This is a genomic window from Streptomyces sp. NBC_00386, assembly GCF_036063235.1.
Lineage (GTDB): Bacteria > Actinomycetota > Actinomycetes > Streptomycetales > Streptomycetaceae > Streptomyces.
Window position 1 is genome coordinate 7,126,473 of the sequence record NZ_CP107950.1, and the last position, 15,751, is coordinate 7,142,223.

The window sequence follows — 15,751 nt, forward strand, 5'->3', positions numbered from 1 at the left end:
CCACTGTCCGAGGGCTCCGGCCACGTGATGTCCCAGGGCGCTGCTTCACCCCTTTCCGGGGCACTACTCGGGCACGACGACGATCTTGCGTCCCACGCCCGACGCGAACTGTTCCAGTGCCTCGGGATAGCTCGTCAGGGGGAGGCGGTCGCTGATGAAGACCGACGGGTCGAGGACGCCCGCGGCGAAGAGTTCCGCGGCGCGTTCGAAGCTGTGGAGGACGGCCATCGAGCCGGTGATGGTGATCTCCTGGTTGTAGACGCGGTACGGGTCGATGGTGACCCGGGTCGCGTAGTCGGCCACGCCGAACTGGAGGAAGGTGCCCGCCTTCGCCACCCGGTCCAGGCCGTCCTGGATCGCCGCCGCGTTTCCGGTCGCGTCGACGACCACGTCCCAGCCCTGGGGGCGGTCCAGCTCGTCGGCGTTCGCCGCGGACGCGGAGACACCGAGCAGCCGGGCGGTGGCCAGCCGGTCGGGGTTCACGTCGACGACGTCCACGCTCGCCGCGCCGGTGCGCTTGGCGAGCTCCAGCATCATCAGGCCCATCGTTCCGGAGCCGTAGACCAGGACGTGCGCGCCGAGCCGGGACCGCAGGACGTCGTAGCCGCGGACGGCGCAGGAGAGCGGTTCGATCAGGGCCGCGTCCTGGGTGGCGACGTGCTCGGGGAGCTTCACGCAGTTGGCGACGGGGGCGGTCGCGTACTGGGCGGCGCCGCCCGCGGTGGTCACGCCGATCGCGGCCCACCGCTCGCAGAGGTTGCTGTGGCCCGTACGGCAGTAGCGGCACTCGTGGCAGTACAGGGACGGGTCGACGGCCACCCGGTCGCCGACCGCGAGCTCCGTGACCCGGGTGCCGACGCCGACCACCTCGCCCGCGAACTCGTGGCCCGGCACGATCGGCAGCTTCGGCGCGAACTCGCCCTGGAGGATGTGCAGATCGGTGCCGCACAGGCCACAGGCGGCGACCTCGACGACGACCTCGCGGGGGCCCGGCGTCGGGTCGGGGACCTCGGCGACGACGGCGCGGCCCACGGACTCGATGACTGCGGCCTTCATTTCACGGCTCCCAACGACAGGCCCTGGACCAGCTTGTCCTGGGCGGCGAACCCCGCGGCGAGCACCGGCAGGGAGACGACGAGCGACGCGGCGCACACCTTCGCCAGGAACAGTCCCTGGCTGGTGATGAATCCGGTCAGGAAGACGGGGGCGGTCTCGGCGACCACACCCGTGAGCACCCGGGCGAAGAGCAGTTCGTTCCAGCTGAAGATGAAGCAGATCAGGGCGGTCGCCGCGATGCCGGGGAGGGCTATGGGGGCGACGACGCGGGCCAGGACCGTCGGCAGCCGGGCGCCGTCGATCCGCGCGGCCTCGATCACCGCGACGGGCACCTCGGCGAGGAACGACTGCATCATCCACACCGCGATCGGCAGGTTCATGGAGGTGTAGAGGATGACCAGCAGCCAGATGTTGTCGAGCAGGCCGGTGTTCTTGGCGAAGAGGTAGATGGGGAGGAGGCCCGCCACGACCGGCAGCATCTTCGTCGACAGGAAGAAGAACAGGACGTCCGTCCACTTCTTCACCGGGCGGATCGAGAGGGCGTACGCGGCGGGGAGGGCCAGCAGCAGGACGAGGAGGGTGGAAGCCACGGACGCCACGGTGGAGTTGACCAGCGCGGGCCAGGGGCTCGCGCCGCCGCCGGTGCCGAAGAACTCCCGGTAGCCGTCGAGGGTCAGGGCCGCGCCGAAGGCGGGCGGGTTCTTCGCCGCGTCCGGTTCGGAGTGGAAGGACGTCAGGGCCATCCAGGCGATCGGCAGGAAGAACACGATGCCGAGTGCCCAGGCCGCCAGGCCGAGGCCGGTTCCCCTGGCGCGGCGGGGGCGGACGTGTGTCGCGGTGGCGCTCATCAGCGGGATCCCTCCTCGCGGAACAGGGACGACACCACGCGCAGGGCGAAGGTCGCGATGACGATGGAGCCGATGACCACGAGGACGCCCGCGGCGGAGGCGAGGCCGTTCTCGTGGGCCTGGTAGAAGCTCTGGTACACGGTGTAGGGCAGGTTGGCGGTGCCCAGGCCGCCGGAGGTGAGCGTGAAGACCGCGTCGAAGTTCTGCACGATGTAGATCGAGCCCAGCAGGGCCCCCAGTTCGAGATAGCGGCGCAGGTGGGGGAGGGTGAGGTGGCGGAAGACCTGCCAGTCGTTCGCGCCGTCCACGCGCGCCGCCTCGATCTGCTGGTGGTCGCGGCTCTGCAGGCCGGCGAGCAGGATCAGCATCATGAACGGTGTCCACTGCCAGACCAGGGACGCCTCGACCGCGAGCAGCGGGGTGTTCGAGATCCAGTCGGGCTGCGGGCCGCCGACGTAGTGCAACAGGCCGTTCAGCAGACCGTATTCGGGGTTGAAGAGCACGTGTTTCCACAGCAGGGCGGCGGCGACCGGGACCACCAGGAACGGTGCGATCAGCAGGGTGCGGACGATGCCGCGCCCCCGGAACCTGCGGTCGAGGAGCAGGGCCAGGAGCAGACCCAGGACGAGGCTGACCAGGACGACGGTGACGGTCAGCAGGATCGTCGTCCCCACGGAGTGCCGCAGGCCGGCGTCGGTCAGCACGTCCGTGTAGTTGCCGAAGCCGGTGAAGTGGCGGGCCTTCGGGTAGAGGGCGTTCCAGTCGAAGAACGAGATCACCAGCGTGGCCACGAAGGGCAGTTGGGTCACCGCGATCATGAAGATCAGGGCCGGGAGCAGCGGTCCGCGTCGGGCCCAGGCGCGCAGCCGGGCCGACGGTTGTCCGTGGGTGCGTACGGGAGGAGCGGCCACGCGGGCCGTTGTCGTGGCGGTCATCGGCCCTGGTACTCCTCGGAGGTCTTCTCGGCGAGCTTCTGGGACTTGCTCAGCGCCGAGTCGACGGACTGGCGCCCGGCGATGGCCGCGCTGATCTCCTGCGAGACCTTGGTGCCGAGGTCGGTGAACTCGGGGATGCCGACGAACTGGATGCCGGGCGCGGGGCGCGGCTGGACGCCGGGGTCGCGTGGCCGGGCCCCCTCGATGGCCGCGCGGGTCATGTCCTGGAAGGCCGCGGCCTCTTTGACGTAGGCGGCGTTCGTGTACGTCGAGGCGCGCTTGCCCGCGGGGACGTTCGACCAGCCGGCGGTGTCCCCGACCAACTGCTCGTATCCCTTGCCGGAGGCCCACGAGATGAACTTCCAGGCCTTGTCCGGGTTGTGCGAGGCCTTCTGGAGTCCCCAGGCCCAGGTGTAGAGCCAGCCGGAGGACCCGGTCTTCTCGACCGGCGCGGGCACGTAGCCGAGTTTGCCCTTGACCGGGGAGTCCTTGGCCTCCAGCAGGCCCGCGGCGGAGGTGGCGTCGTACCACATGGCGGTCTTGCCCTGGGTCATGTTGTTGAGGCACTCGGCGAAGCCGGACTGGGCCGCGCCGGACTCGCCGTGCTCGCGTACGAGGTTCACGTAGAACCTGGTGGCCTTCTCGAACTCGGGGGAGTCCAGGCGCGCTTTCCAGTCCTTGTCGAACCAGGTGCCGCCGAAGGTGTTCACCACGGTGGTGAGCGGGGCCATGACCTCGCCCCAGCCGGGCAGGCCGCGCAGGCAGATGCCCTTCATGCCGGACTCGGCGCCGTCCGCCTTCGCCGCGAGGGCGGCGACCTGCCGCCAGGTGGGGTGCGCGGGCATCTTCAGGCCCTTCGCGGCGAACACGTCCTTGCGGTACATCAGGAAGGACGACTCGCCGTAGAACGGCTGTCCGTACAGCTTTCCGTCGGCGGCGGTCAGCGACTGCCGCATGGGCTTCAGGATGTCCCGCTCGTCGTACCCGCTGTCGTGGCGGACGTACGAGTCCATCTCGTGCAGCCAGCCGTTGCGGGCGTAGATCGGTATCTCGTAGTTGGACAGCGTGGCGACGTCGTACTGGCCCGCCTGGTTGGCGAAGTCCTGGCTGATCTTGTCGCGGACGTCGTTCTCCGGCAGGACGGTGAAGTTCACCTCGATGCCGGTCTCTCGGGTGAAGTGGGCCCTGGTGAGCTTCTGCAGCTCGACCATCTGCGGGTTGTTGACCATCAGGACGTTGATGGAGTTCCCGCCGGAGCCCGTCCCGCCCGCTCCGGTCCAGCAGCCGGAGAGGAGCGGGGTGAGCAGCGTCCCTGCGGCGGCCGCGGCGAGCAGTGCGCGCGGCCTCCGTCGGCTCGGGGTTCGCATGGATCACTCCTGGAGGAATGGGGGACAAGGGGAGGCGCGGGGCATGGGGGTGCCCCGGAGGGGGTGAGTCGGGCGTTCACACGGGGTGGAGAGGGGAGTTGGGCCGGGAGTCAGACGCGGATGACCTGGGGGCCCAGCAGCGAGTAGCGGTGCGCCTCGGAGGCCGGGAGCAGTGTGCTCGTGACGATCGTCTCCAGGGCGCCGATGCCGGCGAACCGGCAGAAGCTGACCGCGCCGAACTTGGTGTGCACACCGGCGAAGACCGTGCGCCGGGAAGCCCTGATCGCCTGTGCCTTGACCTCGCTGACCGCCGGGTCGGGGGTGGTGAGGCCGTGTTCGCGGGAGATGCCGTTGGCGCCGATGAACGCCAGGTCGATGACGAAGCCGGCGAGCATCTTCGTCGTCCAGTGGTCGACGGTCGCGAGTGTGCCGGGGCGGACCCGGCCGCCGAGCAGCAGGACGCTCGTGTTGTCGGCCTCGGCGAGCGCCCCGGCCGTGGCGAGGGAGGCGGTCACGACCGTCAACGGCCGGTCCCTGGGCAGCGCTTCGGCGATGAGCTGCGGGGTGAATCCCTCGTCGACGAAGACGGTCTCGGCGTCCCGGGCCAACTCGGCCGCCGCCGCGGCGATCCGGCGCTTCTCGGGCACATGGCTCGTCGTACGGAAGGCGAGCGTCGTCTCGAAACCCGCGCTCTCCACGGGGTAGGCGCCACCGTGGGTGCGCCGCACCAGACCGTGGTCCTCCAGGGTGCGCAGATCCCGCCGTACGGTCTCCTTGGCGACGCCCAGTTCGCCGGCGAGTTCGGTGACGTCGACCGAGCCGGTGCGGCGCGCAGCCCGGACGATCTCGCGCTGCCGTTCTTCCGCCGTCATGGCCGTCATCGCCGTCACTCGCTTCCTCGCGCTCCGTCGCGCACTGCCCGTTCGGACCCGGTGGGCCCTTGAGGGAAGTTCTACAGCGGGTGTCTGCCACTGACCAGGCCTGTTACGGGCCCGATGCTGCCCGGCTGTGCCCGTTCGGCGCCGTGGCCGCCCGCGGCGGACCTGGGGCGGAGCGGGTGAGGAAGGAGAACCGGGCAGGGGCCGTGCCCGAACACGGGAGCGGGCGGGCCCGTTCGGTGCCCGCCCGCCTCTGCGCCGGGCGGCTCCGCTGTCCGCCCGGGGTACACCGTCCCGGCCGCGTCAGTACGGCCAGATCGGCGGGTGTGTCGTGAAGTGTCCGCCCAGGTGGGCGTGGTCCGGGTTGTCGGGGTCGAGCTCCCCCTGTTCGGCGATGAGCTTCTCGGCGTACGGCTCGGAGTCGTCGCGCGGTTCGTAGCCGAGGGCCCGCGCCGTCGAAAGGTCCCACCACAGGCGGGTGTTGGCGGACGAGCCGTAGACGACCGTGTGTCCCACGTCCTTCGCGGTCAGGGCCGCGTGGAGGAGGCGGGCGCCGTCCTCGGGGCTCATCCACACCGAGAGCATGCGCACGCTGGACGGCTCCGCGAAGCAGGACCCGATGCGCACCGAGACGGTCTCCAGGCCGTGCTTGTCCCAGTAGAGCTGGGCCAGGTCCTCGCCGAACGACTTGGAGAGCCCGTAGAAGGTGTCGGGGCGGCGCGGGGTGCCGACCGGGATCAGGGGGTCGTCGCCCCGCGGGCGGGGGGTGAAGCCCACCGCGTGGTTGGAGGAGGCGAAGACGACACGGCGTACGCCTTCTTCGCGCGCCGCCTCGTACAGGTTGTAGGTCCCCTCGATGTTCGCCTTGAGGATCTTGTCGAAGGAGGCTTCCAGGGAGATGCCCGCGAGGTGGATGACCGCGTCGACGCCCCGCACCGCCTCGCGCAGCGCCGCCCGGTCGGCCAGGTCCGCGGTGATCGCCTCCGGTTCGCCCTCGACCGGGAGCATGTCGAGCAGGCGCAGTTCGTAGCCGTACTCCGGCAGCAGCCCGCGCATCAGGGTGCCGAGTCCGCCGGCGGCGCCGGTGAGCAGAACGGTGCGGGGAGCGGGCATGCGGGGTCTCCTCCGTGCGGGACGGTGTGCTGGGGCTGGGGCTGGGGCTGGGGCTGGGGCTGGGGCTGGGGCCGGGTGTCGGGCGGTCGGCGGGTTCTACCCATCAGACTTATACGTGTATGGCATTCATATCCATGGACACGCTAAGAGTGCTGACGTGCCGCGTCAAGTGTCGCGCGGAGGAGCGGAATCCGCCTCCGTGTTGCGGGTTTGCGTGCTTGACCGGCCCCGAGGTGGCGGCTTAGCGTGGGCGAGTTCAGAGATATGGACATGGATCAGAAACATGCACTCAGTGGGCACCTTTTAGGGAGAGTCCGTGACGTCAGCCCCTCTTGCCGCTCGGCTGAGCATCCCCAGCGGGCCGCTCTTCTTCCCCGTCACCGCGTACGGCCCCGACGGCACCGTCGATCCCGGCGTCTACCGGGAGCATGTGCGGCGTGGCGTCGAGGCCGGCGCGGCGGCGGTCTTCGCGTGCTGCGGCACCGGCGAGTTCCACGCGCTCGTGCCCGAGGAGTTCGAGACGTGCGTACGGGCCGCGGTGGAGGCGGCCGAGGGGCGCGTCCCGGTGATCGCGGGCGCCGGATACGGGACCGCCCTCGCCGTGCGCTACGCGCGCCTCGCGGAGGCCGCCGGGGCCGACGGGCTGCTCGCCATGCCGCCGTATCTCGTGACGGCCGGGCAGGAGGGGCTGCTCCGGCACTACCGGGAGATCACCGCCGCCACCTCCCTGGACGTCATCGTCTACCAGCGGGACAACGCCGTCTTCACCCCCGAGAGCGTGGTCGAACTCGCCCGCACCGAGGGGATCATCGGTTTCAAGGACGGGCTCGGCGACCTGGACCTGATGCAGCGCATCGTCAGTGCCGTGCGGAGCGAGACGCCGGGCGACTTCCTCTACTTCAACGGCCTGCCCACGGCCGAACTGACCGGGCTCGCCTACCGGGGACTGGGCATCACGCTCTACTCCTCGGCGGTCTTCTGCTTCGCCCCCGAGATCGCGCTGGCCTTCCACCGGGCCCTGAACACCGGGGACGACACGACGGTGAACCGGCTGCTGGACGGCTTCTACCGGCCCTTCGTCGACCTGCGGGCGCGGGGACGCGGCTACGCGGTCGCCCTCGTCAAGGCGGGTGTCCGGCTGCGCGGACTGGACGTCGGCGAGGTCCGGCCCCCGCTGCACGAACCGGCCGAGGACCATGTCAAGCAGCTCGCGCAGCTCATCGAGCGCGGGTACGCGCTCATCGAGGAGGACATGTGAGGACGTCCGCGTTCCTTTACCCCTGGGACGTCAACGGGGACCCGGAGGCCGCCGCCAGGACCGCCGGTCTCGGCGTCCGTCAGGTGACCCTCGCGTCCGCCTATCACTCCACGCGCGCGCTGACCCCCCGCCATCCGCGGCACCGGATCGTCACCGCCTCGCACGCCGCCGTGCTCTTCCCCGTGGACGAGACGCGGTGGCGAGGCCGGGCCCTTCGCCCGTACCCGGCCGGCGACTGGGCGCCCGGTGACGCGTACGGCGAGGCCGCCGCCGCGCTCGCCGGGGCGGGGCTCGACGTCCACACCTGGGTCGTGCTCGCGCACAACTCCCGTATGGGGGAGGAGCATCCGACGACGTCCGTCGTCAACGCCTACGGGGACCGCTACCCCTGGGCCCCCTGCGTCGCCCAGCCCGCCACCCGCGCCTACCTGGCCGGCCTCGCGGTGGAGGCGGCGGTCCGGCCCGGTGCGGCGGGTACGGAGCTGGAGTCGCTCGGCTGGTACGGGCTCGCCCATCTGCACGCCCACGACAAGACCGGCGGGGTGCCGCTCGGGGACGCCGGGCAGTATCTGATGTCCCTCTGCTTCTGCGCCTCGTGCGCGGACGGGTACGACCGACAGGGCCTCGACGCCGGGGAGTTGGCGTCCTTCGTGCGCGGAGCGCTGGAGCCGGTGTGGCGGGGGGAGCCGTCCGGCGGGGGCTGGGCCGGAGTGGAGAAGCTGCTCGGGGCGGGGACGGCGGCGGCCACCCGTGTCTGGCGCGACCAGGTGGCCCGCTCGCTCCAGGAGGAGACGGTCGCGGCGGTCCGTTCCGCCGCGCCGGCCGGGTTCCAGGTGCTGCTGCACGCCGACCCCGTCTCCTTCCACTGCGGGGCCAACGCCGGGGTGGACCCCGGGCGCATCCTGTCCGTGGCCGACGGCGTGGTCGTGCCGTGCACCGGAGGAGCGGGCCTGCTGACGCCGTTCGCGGAGGCGGTGCGGGCGGGCGCGCGGGGGAGGGTCCTGGCCGCCAACCTCACCGTGGTGTCCGGGATGGGAGGCCGGCCGGACGGCTTGGCGGCCGACGCGGCCCGCGCGGTCGAGCTCGGCGCTACGGAACTGCGCCTGTATCACGCGGGGTTGGCCTCGGACGCCGATCTGGAGGCGGTGCGGGGGGCGCTGGCGGGGCTGGACGACTAGAGGGGTCTCGTTCTCCGCGCTCACGCGGGGCTGCACCCACTCGTCCGCACCCACTCCGCCCCCTGCGCCCCGGACGGGGTGAAGGGGGCGGGGAGGGCGGAGCGGGCCGTGACTTCAGTCCGTCACCGTGCGGGCGGTGATGTCGCCGTGGGCGGTGGTCGCGTGGATGGTCAGGCCGGGAGTCGCGTCGGCGTTCTTGAGCGTGTTGCTGACCCGGCCGAAGGTGGTGCCGGCGTCCAGGGCCGCGGAGACCCCGGGGGCGGCGCCGACGGTGATGTTCCCCTTCTGGGTGCTCAGCGTGAGTGTTCCGCGGGTGGCCTCGGTGATCTTCAGGTCGCCCTTCTGGGTGCTGATCTCGGCGGGGCCGTTCAGGCGGCCGACGGTGATGTCGGCGTCGAGGCCGGTCAGACGGACGCTGTCGGCCTCGTCGAGCTCGACCGAGCGGTGGCCGCCCTCGAAGGTGACCTCGCCGAGCCGTCCCACGCCGCGGAACTCGGCGGCGGCCGCCTTCGCCTCGACACGGGAGCCGGCCGGAAGCCGCACGGTCACCTCGACGGACCCGGAAGAGCCGATGCTCCGGTTCCTCGCCTCGGGGATCTCGACGCGCAGGACGCCGTCGGCGTAGGAGACCTCGGTCTGTTCCGCCGCCTTCACGTCGCGGCCCTTGGAGGCGTCCGCGGGCAGGACCTCGACGGTGGTGTCGGCGCGGTCGGCCGCGATGAACCGGATGCGTCCGGCGGGGATGTCGAGGACGGCCGAGACGGGGGCGGGGGTGTCGAACTTCTGCATGATGCTCTCCATGGTCTGCGTGAGTGCGTTCCGTGTGTTTCTGACATTGGAAACGCTACGTTGCATTCGAGGATCGGGCAACATGCTTGTTGCGCAATGCTGTTGTCATTGCAGGTAGGTGCCGAGATTTCATTGCAATGGTTCTGGTTTTAATGCAACGCCTCTCGTTCCGTGCATTGCAATGGATTGAAGGTGAACGCTCCGTGGGCGGCAGGCGGCGGGCGGCGGGCATTGGGCAGTGGGCGGAGGGGGCGCCCGGAGTGGTCCGGGCGCCCTCGGGGGACTCCGTCAGTTCTTCAGCAGCGCGCAGACGAAATTCTCCTGGACCGCGCGCAGCCGCTCCAGCAGTTCGGGCTTGGTCGTCTTGTTCACCTGGGTGGTGAGCGTGAAGGTCAGTGACCGCCGGCCGTCCGGTGTGGCGGCGATCAACTGGGTGTAGCCGGGGAAGTTGCCGGTGTGGCCGAGGACCACTCCGCAGCGGGTGGAGTAGCGGAAGATCGCCTCTCCCGCCTTGTTCACGCCGGGGCCCGCGGGCTCCGAGGCCCCGTCGATCCATCGGCGCTGCTCGCGCAGGGTGGCCTTGGAGATCAGGGCCCCGCCCGCGTACCCGCGGATGAAGCGCGTCAGGTCCGCCGGGGTGGAGATGATCCCGCCCGACGCCCACACGCCCGACGCGCTGAGCGCCTCGCTGACGTCCTCGGGGGGATTCGGCGGCGTGACGTCGTAACCGTGCATGTACGGCTCGGGCATCTCGTAGCCCTGGGGGAGGCTCGTGTCGCGCAGGCCGAGCGGCCGGTAGACGAGGTCCCGCAGCAACTGCTCGTAGGGCCGGCCGGTTGCCGCCTCGGCCATCAGCGCGACCGCGATGTTGTCCGAGTTCGAGTACTGGTACTTCGAGCCCGGCCGGAACAGCAGCGGTTCGTCGGCCACGTAGTCGAGCAGCCGGCGCGAGTCGAAGTGGTGGCGCGGATCGGCGGTGAGGATCTCCAGGAACTCGGGGGACTGCGTGTAGTCGGGCAGCCCGCTGGTGTGGTTCAGGAGCTGGCGCAGCGTCACGGCGCGCCACTGCCGGGGCAGGGACGGCAGCCGGCGGCCGATCGTGTCGTCGAGGGAGAGCGCGCGCCGGTCCACCAGGCGCAGTGCCACGGCACCGCTGAACGCCTTCGCCGTACTCGCGATCCGCGTGTGGTCGTCCGTCCGGATCGGGCGTCCGCTGTCGAGGTCGGCGACTCCGGCGCGCACGATGCGGGACTCGCCCTCGCGGCGCAGGACGGCGATGACACCGGGCGGGCCGCCGGGGCTGTGCACCAGCTCTTCGAGCTGCTTCCGCAGAGCGCGGTCGTGGTCACGGTCCGTGGAGCCGGAACCGGCGTCGGCCGGTCCGGACACGGCGCCGGTCAGACAGGCGGCGGCCAGCAGGACGCCGAGGGACGGACGCGGCCGGAGGCGGCGGGGCAGAGGCATGGGTTCTCCCGAGTCGGGGCCGGGCACGCCCCCTCCCGGGTCGGGCGGGGGCCGGGGCACGCCCAGCTTCGGTCCGGGGTGATCGGCTCGCCCGCGCCGCTGCTGCATACGGAGGAGCGGGCGGCCCGGTGTTGGGCCGTCCGGCCGACCCTCTGCGGGGCCCTGGGCCGGGGGTCGACGGCTCCGGTACGGGAATCCCGGTCCGGGGGTCGACGGCTCGGTGTGGGAACCCTGGGCCGAGGGCCGGGGGCCGATGAGTCCGGTGCGGGAATCCCCGGCCGGGGTACCGATGACTTTCCGGTGCGGGCGGGGTCTACCCCACGGGGACGGTCCCACGGGCTTGCCCCGAGGCTCTGCGCTCACAGGAGTGCCCCGAGGAACTGGTCCCACGGGCCCTCACGGGAGTGCCCCGACAGGCTCGGCCCCGGGTCCCGCCCGCGGGAGTCTCCCCGTGGGCTCGCCCACGGTGTCCCCGCATCGGATACGACAACGGATACGCGTTCTGAGGAGCATCGGATGACCGGCCAGACCTTCGACTTCGGCCCGCAGGCACTCGTCGTGGCGCGCCTCGCGGCGGGTGTCACGGACGCACAGCTCGACGGGGTGACCCCCTGTCCGAAGTACGCGGTGCGCAACCTGCTCGGGCATCTGACCGGACTGGCCGTCGCCTTCCGCGACGCCGGGCGCAAGGACCTGGGCCCGACGACCGACACCAGCCCGACCGCCGCCGTGCCCGACATCGAGCCGGGCTGGCGTGAGGCCCTGCCGAAGGCGCTCGACGAACTCGCCGACGCCTGGCGGGACCCGGCCGCCTGGACCGGCACGACCCGGGCGGGCGGAGTGACGCTCCCGGCCGAGGTCGCGGCGGCCGTCGCCGCCGACGAACTGGTGGTGCACGGCTGGGACCTCGCGCGGGCCACCGGACAGGAGTACACGCCCGACGCCACCGCCCTTCAGGTGACGCAGCGGTTCCTCGCCGGTGTGGCCGACGACCCGACCCGCGTCGGAGGCATCTTCGGCCCCGTCGTCCCGGTACCCGACGACGCCCCGCTCCTCGACCGCGTGATCGGCCTCAGCGGTCGTGACCCGGGCTGGAAGCCGTAACGGAGGAGCCCTCGACGCAAGCCGTCGTCCGCCACCACCGCTTCACGGAAGCACACAGTCCGTGAGGCCCGGAGGTGGCCCGAAGCCCGGCGCCCTGTGAGGCGCCACCCCGTCCTTCCCGCTGGAATACCGCTCTCCTTAAGTGTCACGGGCCGCCCGCCGAGCGGGCGGCCCGTGCGTGTTCTCCCGGACGGCATCGCGAGAGCGAACATCCGACAGGCCTCGCCCCGTGTGAGGGTCCGGACCCTCCCGCGCCCCGCGCCTCACATGTCTCCTGAACTTCCTCTGCCGGAAGCGTTGACGAAACACGGTCACGCTCCTACCTTCAACGCGTCGTACTTCGTACGTCATATATGAGACGCGATATGCGAGATCGGGGATCGGCGTCCGCGACCGATGCCCGGCTCCCGTGATCCGATACGTGAGACCGGAGAGGCGCGCATGACCTCTGTGCCCACCCCGATCCCGTCCCGCACGCAGTTCGTGCTGGAGGGGATCAAACACCGCATCCTCACCGGGCAGTTGACCCCAGGGCAGGCTCTGGTCGAGACCGACCTCGCCGCGCAGTTCGGGGTGTCGAAGACCCCGGTGCGCGAGGCGCTCAAGACCCTGGCCGGCACCGGGCTCGTCGTGATGAACCAGTACAAGGGCGTCACGGTGCGCATGGTGGACGCGGACATGGCGCGCGAGGTGTACGACGTGCGGCTGCTCCTCGAACCCGAGGCTCTGCGGCGGGTGGTGCGCCGGGGAGCCTCCCTCGACGCCGCCCGCGACGCGCTCACCCGTGCCGACGACGCCGCCGACACCGCCGAACGCTCCCTGGCCAACCGGGAGTTCCACCGCGCCCTGTACACGCCCTGCGGAAATCCGCTGCTCGGCCGGATGCTCGACGAGGTGCGCGACCAGGCGGCCCTCGTCTCGGCGGTCGCCTGGGCGTCCGATCCCTCCTGGGAGCGGGAGGCGAACGAGCACCGGGAGATCCTGCGTCTCGCCCTCGACGGTGACGCCGACGGCGCGGCCGTGGCACTGCACGCGCACATCGCCTCGTTCGTGCGACGGGCCTTCCCGCAGGGCCAGGAAGAGGGCGGACAGGAATGACAGCGACGTTCGAGACCCAACGGGCCGCACTCGCCGAGGTCGTGGCGATCCCGGTGACCCCCTTCGCCGAGGACGGCACGATCGACCGTGACACCCACCGGGCCCTGCTGCGCCGGCTGATCGACGGCGGCGTCCGCACCCTCACCCCCAACGGCAACACCGGCGAGTTCTACGCCCTCACCCCCGAAGAGCGACGCACCATAACCGAGTTGACCATCGAGGAGGCCGGCGACCGCGCGGTCGTCCTCGTCGGGGTCGGGCACGACCTGCCCACCGCCGTCGCCTCCGCACGGCACGCCCGTGCCCTCGGCGCACCGATGGTGATGGTCCATCAGCCCGTGCACCCGTACGTCTCGGAGGGCGGCTGGGTCGACTACCACCGGGCGATCGCCGAGTCCGTGCCGGAGCTGGGCGTCGTGCCGTACATCCGCAATCCGCTGCTCGCGGGTTCGCGGCTCGCCGAACTCGCGGACGCCTGCCCGAACGTCATCGGCGTGAAGTACGCCGTCCCCGACGCGGCGCGCTTCGCGTCCTTCGCGCGGGACGCCGGTCTCGAACGGTTCGTGTGGGTGGCCGGGCTCGCCGAGCCGTACGCCCCCTCGTACTTCTCGGCCGGCGCCACCGGCTTCACCTCGGGCCTGGTGAACGTCGCCCCGGCCGTCTCGCTGAACATGATCGAGGCGCTCCGGTCCGGCGACTACCCGGCCGCGATGAAGGTCTGGGAGCGGATCCGCCGCTTCGAGGAACTGCGCGCCGCCGACGCCTCCGCGAACAACGTCACCGTCGTCAAGGAAGCCCTGTCCTCGCTCGGCCTGTGCCGCCGTGACGTGCGCCCGCCGAGCAGACCGCTGCCCGCGAGCGAGCGTTCCGAGGTCGCCGCCATAGCCGCCGGATGGTCCCTGTGAAACGGCCCGAGGAGCTCAGGAGCCATCAGTGGTACGGCACCGACGGGCTCCGCTCGTTCAGCCACCGGGCCAGGACCCGGCAGCTCGGCTACCTCCCCGAGGAGCACCTGGGCAAGCCGGTCGTCGCGATCCTCAACACCTGGTCCGACATCAACCCGTGCCATGTGCACCTGCGCGACCGCGCGCAGGCCGTCAAGCGGGGCGTGTGGCAGGCCGGCGGATTCCCGCTCGAATTCCCGGTGTCCACGCTGAGCGAGACGTTCCAGAAGCCGACCCCGATGCTCTACCGCAACCTGCTCGCGATGGAGACCGAGGAACTGCTGCGGTCGTATCCGGTGGACGGGGCCGTGCTGATGGGCGGCTGCGACAAGACCACGCCCGCGCTGCTCATGGGCGCCGCCTCGGTCGACCTGCCGACCGTCTTCGTGCCCGCCGGGCCGATGCTCCCGGGCCACTGGCGCGACGAGGTCCTCGGGTCCGGCACCGACATGTGGAAGTACTGGGACGACAGGCGCGCGGGCCTCATCGGGGACTGTGAGATGACCGAGCTGGAGAGCGGGCTCGCCCGGTCGCCGGGGCACTGCATGACGATGGGCACCGCGTCCACGCTGACGGCAGCAGCGGAGGCGCTCGGCGTCACCGTTCCCGGCGCGTCGAGCATCCCCGCCGTCGACTCGGGGCACGACCGGATGGCGGCCGCGGCCGGGCTCAGGATCGTCGAACTCGTCCACAAGGACCGCGTGTTGTCCGACATCCTCACGGCCGAGGCCTTCGAGGACGCGGTGACGACGGTCCTCGGCCTCGGCGGCTCCACCAACGCCGTGATCCACCTGATCGCCATGGCCGGACGGGCCGGGGTCACCCTGACCCTGGACGACTTCGACCGGATCGCCCGGACCGTGCCCGTCCTCGCCGACGTCCGGCCCGGCGGACAGAAGTACCTCATGGAGGACTTCCACTTCGCCGGCGGCCTGCCCGGGTTCCTCTCCCGGATCACCGACCTGCTGCACCTGGACCGGCCCACGGTGTCCCACGACAGCATGCGCGAGCAGCTGGCGACCGCCCGGGTGCACAACGACGACGTCATCCGCACCCGGGAGAACCCGGTCGCGGCCGAGGGCGGGGTGGCCGTCCTGCGCGGCAACCTCTGCCCCGACGGCGCCGTCATCAAGCACATCTCCGCCGAGCCGCACCTGCTCAGGCACACCGGTCCCGCGGTCGTCTTCGACGACTACCGCACCATGCAGCGGACCATCGACGACCCGTCGCTCGGCATCACCGCGGACAGCGTCCTCGTGCTGCGGGGCTCCGGCCCCAAGGGCGGTCCGGGCATGCCCGAGTACGGGATGCTGCCCATCCCCGACCACCTGCTGAAGCAGGGCGTCCGGGACATGGTGCGGATCTCCGACGCCCGGATGAGCGGCACGAGTTACGGCGCGTGCGTGCTGCACGTGGCGCCCGAGTCGTACGTCGGCGGCCCGCTCGCCCTCGTACGGAGCGGGGACCCGATCACCCTCGACGTCGAGGCACGGTCACTCCGGCTCCACGTGGACGACGAGGAGCTGGAGCGCAGGCGGGCCGCGTGGACCCCGCCGCCCGTCCGGTACGAGCGAGGCTACGGCGCGCTCTACAACGACCAGATCACCCAGGCCGACACCGGCTGCGACTTCGCGTTCCTGGCCCGCCCGGGCAAGGTGCCGGACCCGTACGCGGGCTGAGGCCCCCACGACCGCATGTGGACGTGCCCGACCCATGGGG

General features: G+C 71.5%; 14 protein-coding genes. 6 read left to right on the top strand and 8 right to left on the bottom strand.

All coding sequences use genetic code 11. The features are described from left to right. Nucleotides 1-63: 63 nt before the first annotated feature. From OG780_RS31250 to OG780_RS31275, 6 genes are all read right to left on the bottom strand, one after another. Nucleotides 64-1,056: a zinc-dependent alcohol dehydrogenase family protein gene (locus tag OG780_RS31250; protein WP_328453793.1), complete on the bottom strand. Its 993-nt coding sequence runs from the start codon at nt 1,054-1,056 to the stop codon at nt 64-66. Further along, complete coding sequence (locus tag OG780_RS31255) at nt 1,053-1,904, bottom strand: carbohydrate ABC transporter permease (protein ID WP_328453795.1); 852 nt, start codon at nt 1,902-1,904, stop codon at nt 1,053-1,055. Before OG780_RS31255 ends, OG780_RS31250 begins: the two co-directional genes overlap by 4 nt. Continuing rightward, on the bottom strand, nt 1,904-2,839 hold the full coding sequence (locus tag OG780_RS31260) for a carbohydrate ABC transporter permease (RefSeq protein ID WP_328453797.1): 936 nt from the start codon (nt 2,837-2,839) through the stop codon (nt 1,904-1,906). Before OG780_RS31260 ends, OG780_RS31255 begins: the two co-directional genes overlap by 1 nt. Further along, entirely contained in the window at nt 2,836-4,206 is a 1,371-nt protein-coding gene (locus tag OG780_RS31265; protein ID WP_328453800.1) for an ABC transporter substrate-binding protein, read from the bottom strand. The genes OG780_RS31260 and OG780_RS31265 overlap by 4 nt, the downstream gene beginning before the upstream one ends. 110 nt (nt 4,207-4,316) lie before the next feature. Beyond that, on the bottom strand, nt 4,317-5,087 hold the full coding sequence (locus OG780_RS31270; RefSeq protein ID WP_326788501.1) for a DeoR/GlpR family DNA-binding transcription regulator: 771 nt from the start codon (nt 5,085-5,087) through the stop codon (nt 4,317-4,319). A gap of 300 nt (nt 5,088-5,387) precedes the next feature. Then, the gene (locus OG780_RS31275) at nt 5,388-6,197 is read right to left on the bottom strand and encodes an NAD-dependent epimerase/dehydratase family protein (RefSeq protein ID WP_328453803.1); all 810 of its coding nucleotides are present in this window, start codon (nt 6,195-6,197) and stop codon (nt 5,388-5,390) included. A 316-nt stretch (nt 6,198-6,513) separates the two neighbouring features. Here OG780_RS31275 and OG780_RS31280 point away from each other — a divergent pair, with 316 nt between their 5' ends. Both OG780_RS31280 and OG780_RS31285 read left to right on the top strand, forming a co-directional pair. Further along, complete coding sequence (locus tag OG780_RS31280; RefSeq protein WP_328453805.1) at nt 6,514-7,455, top strand: 5-dehydro-4-deoxyglucarate dehydratase; 942 nt, start codon at nt 6,514-6,516, stop codon at nt 7,453-7,455. Next, nucleotides 7,452-8,633 carry a hypothetical protein gene (locus tag OG780_RS31285; protein ID WP_328453807.1) on the top strand — a complete coding sequence of 394 codons (1,182 nt, stop codon included), beginning with the start codon at nt 7,452-7,454 and terminating at the stop codon, nt 8,631-8,633. Before OG780_RS31280 ends, OG780_RS31285 begins: the two co-directional genes overlap by 4 nt. A 114-nt stretch (nt 8,634-8,747) precedes the next feature. On the opposite strand, the gene OG780_RS31290 is transcribed toward OG780_RS31285, so the two are convergent. Both OG780_RS31290 and OG780_RS31295 read right to left on the bottom strand, forming a co-directional pair. After that, nucleotides 8,748-9,422 carry a DUF4097 family beta strand repeat-containing protein gene (locus OG780_RS31290; RefSeq protein WP_328453809.1) on the bottom strand — a complete coding sequence of 225 codons (675 nt, stop codon included), beginning with the start codon at nt 9,420-9,422 and terminating at the stop codon, nt 8,748-8,750. A gap of 288 nt (nt 9,423-9,710) precedes the next feature. After that, on the bottom strand, nt 9,711-10,886 hold the full coding sequence (locus OG780_RS31295; protein ID WP_328453811.1) for a serine hydrolase domain-containing protein: 1,176 nt from the start codon (nt 10,884-10,886) through the stop codon (nt 9,711-9,713). A 516-nt stretch (nt 10,887-11,402) separates the two neighbouring features. Between OG780_RS31295 and OG780_RS31300 the strand changes: the two genes are divergently transcribed. From OG780_RS31300 to araD, 4 genes are all read left to right on the top strand, one after another. Beyond that, nucleotides 11,403-11,990: a TIGR03086 family metal-binding protein gene (locus OG780_RS31300; protein ID WP_328453813.1), complete on the top strand. Its 588-nt coding sequence runs from the start codon at nt 11,403-11,405 to the stop codon at nt 11,988-11,990. Nucleotides 11,991-12,431: 441 nt separating this feature from the next. Next, on the top strand, nt 12,432-13,088 hold the full coding sequence (locus OG780_RS31305) for a GntR family transcriptional regulator (protein ID WP_328453815.1): 657 nt from the start codon (nt 12,432-12,434) through the stop codon (nt 13,086-13,088). Continuing rightward, nucleotides 13,085-13,993 carry a dihydrodipicolinate synthase family protein gene (locus OG780_RS31310; RefSeq protein ID WP_326788509.1) on the top strand — a complete coding sequence of 303 codons (909 nt, stop codon included), beginning with the start codon at nt 13,085-13,087 and terminating at the stop codon, nt 13,991-13,993. Before OG780_RS31305 ends, OG780_RS31310 begins: the two co-directional genes overlap by 4 nt. Then, nucleotides 13,981-15,711 (top strand): L-arabinonate dehydratase, encoded by a 1,731-nt coding sequence (araD, locus tag OG780_RS31315; protein WP_328453818.1) that lies wholly within the window; start codon nt 13,981-13,983, stop codon nt 15,709-15,711. Before OG780_RS31310 ends, araD begins: the two co-directional genes overlap by 13 nt. Nucleotides 15,712-15,751 lie beyond the last annotated feature (40 nt).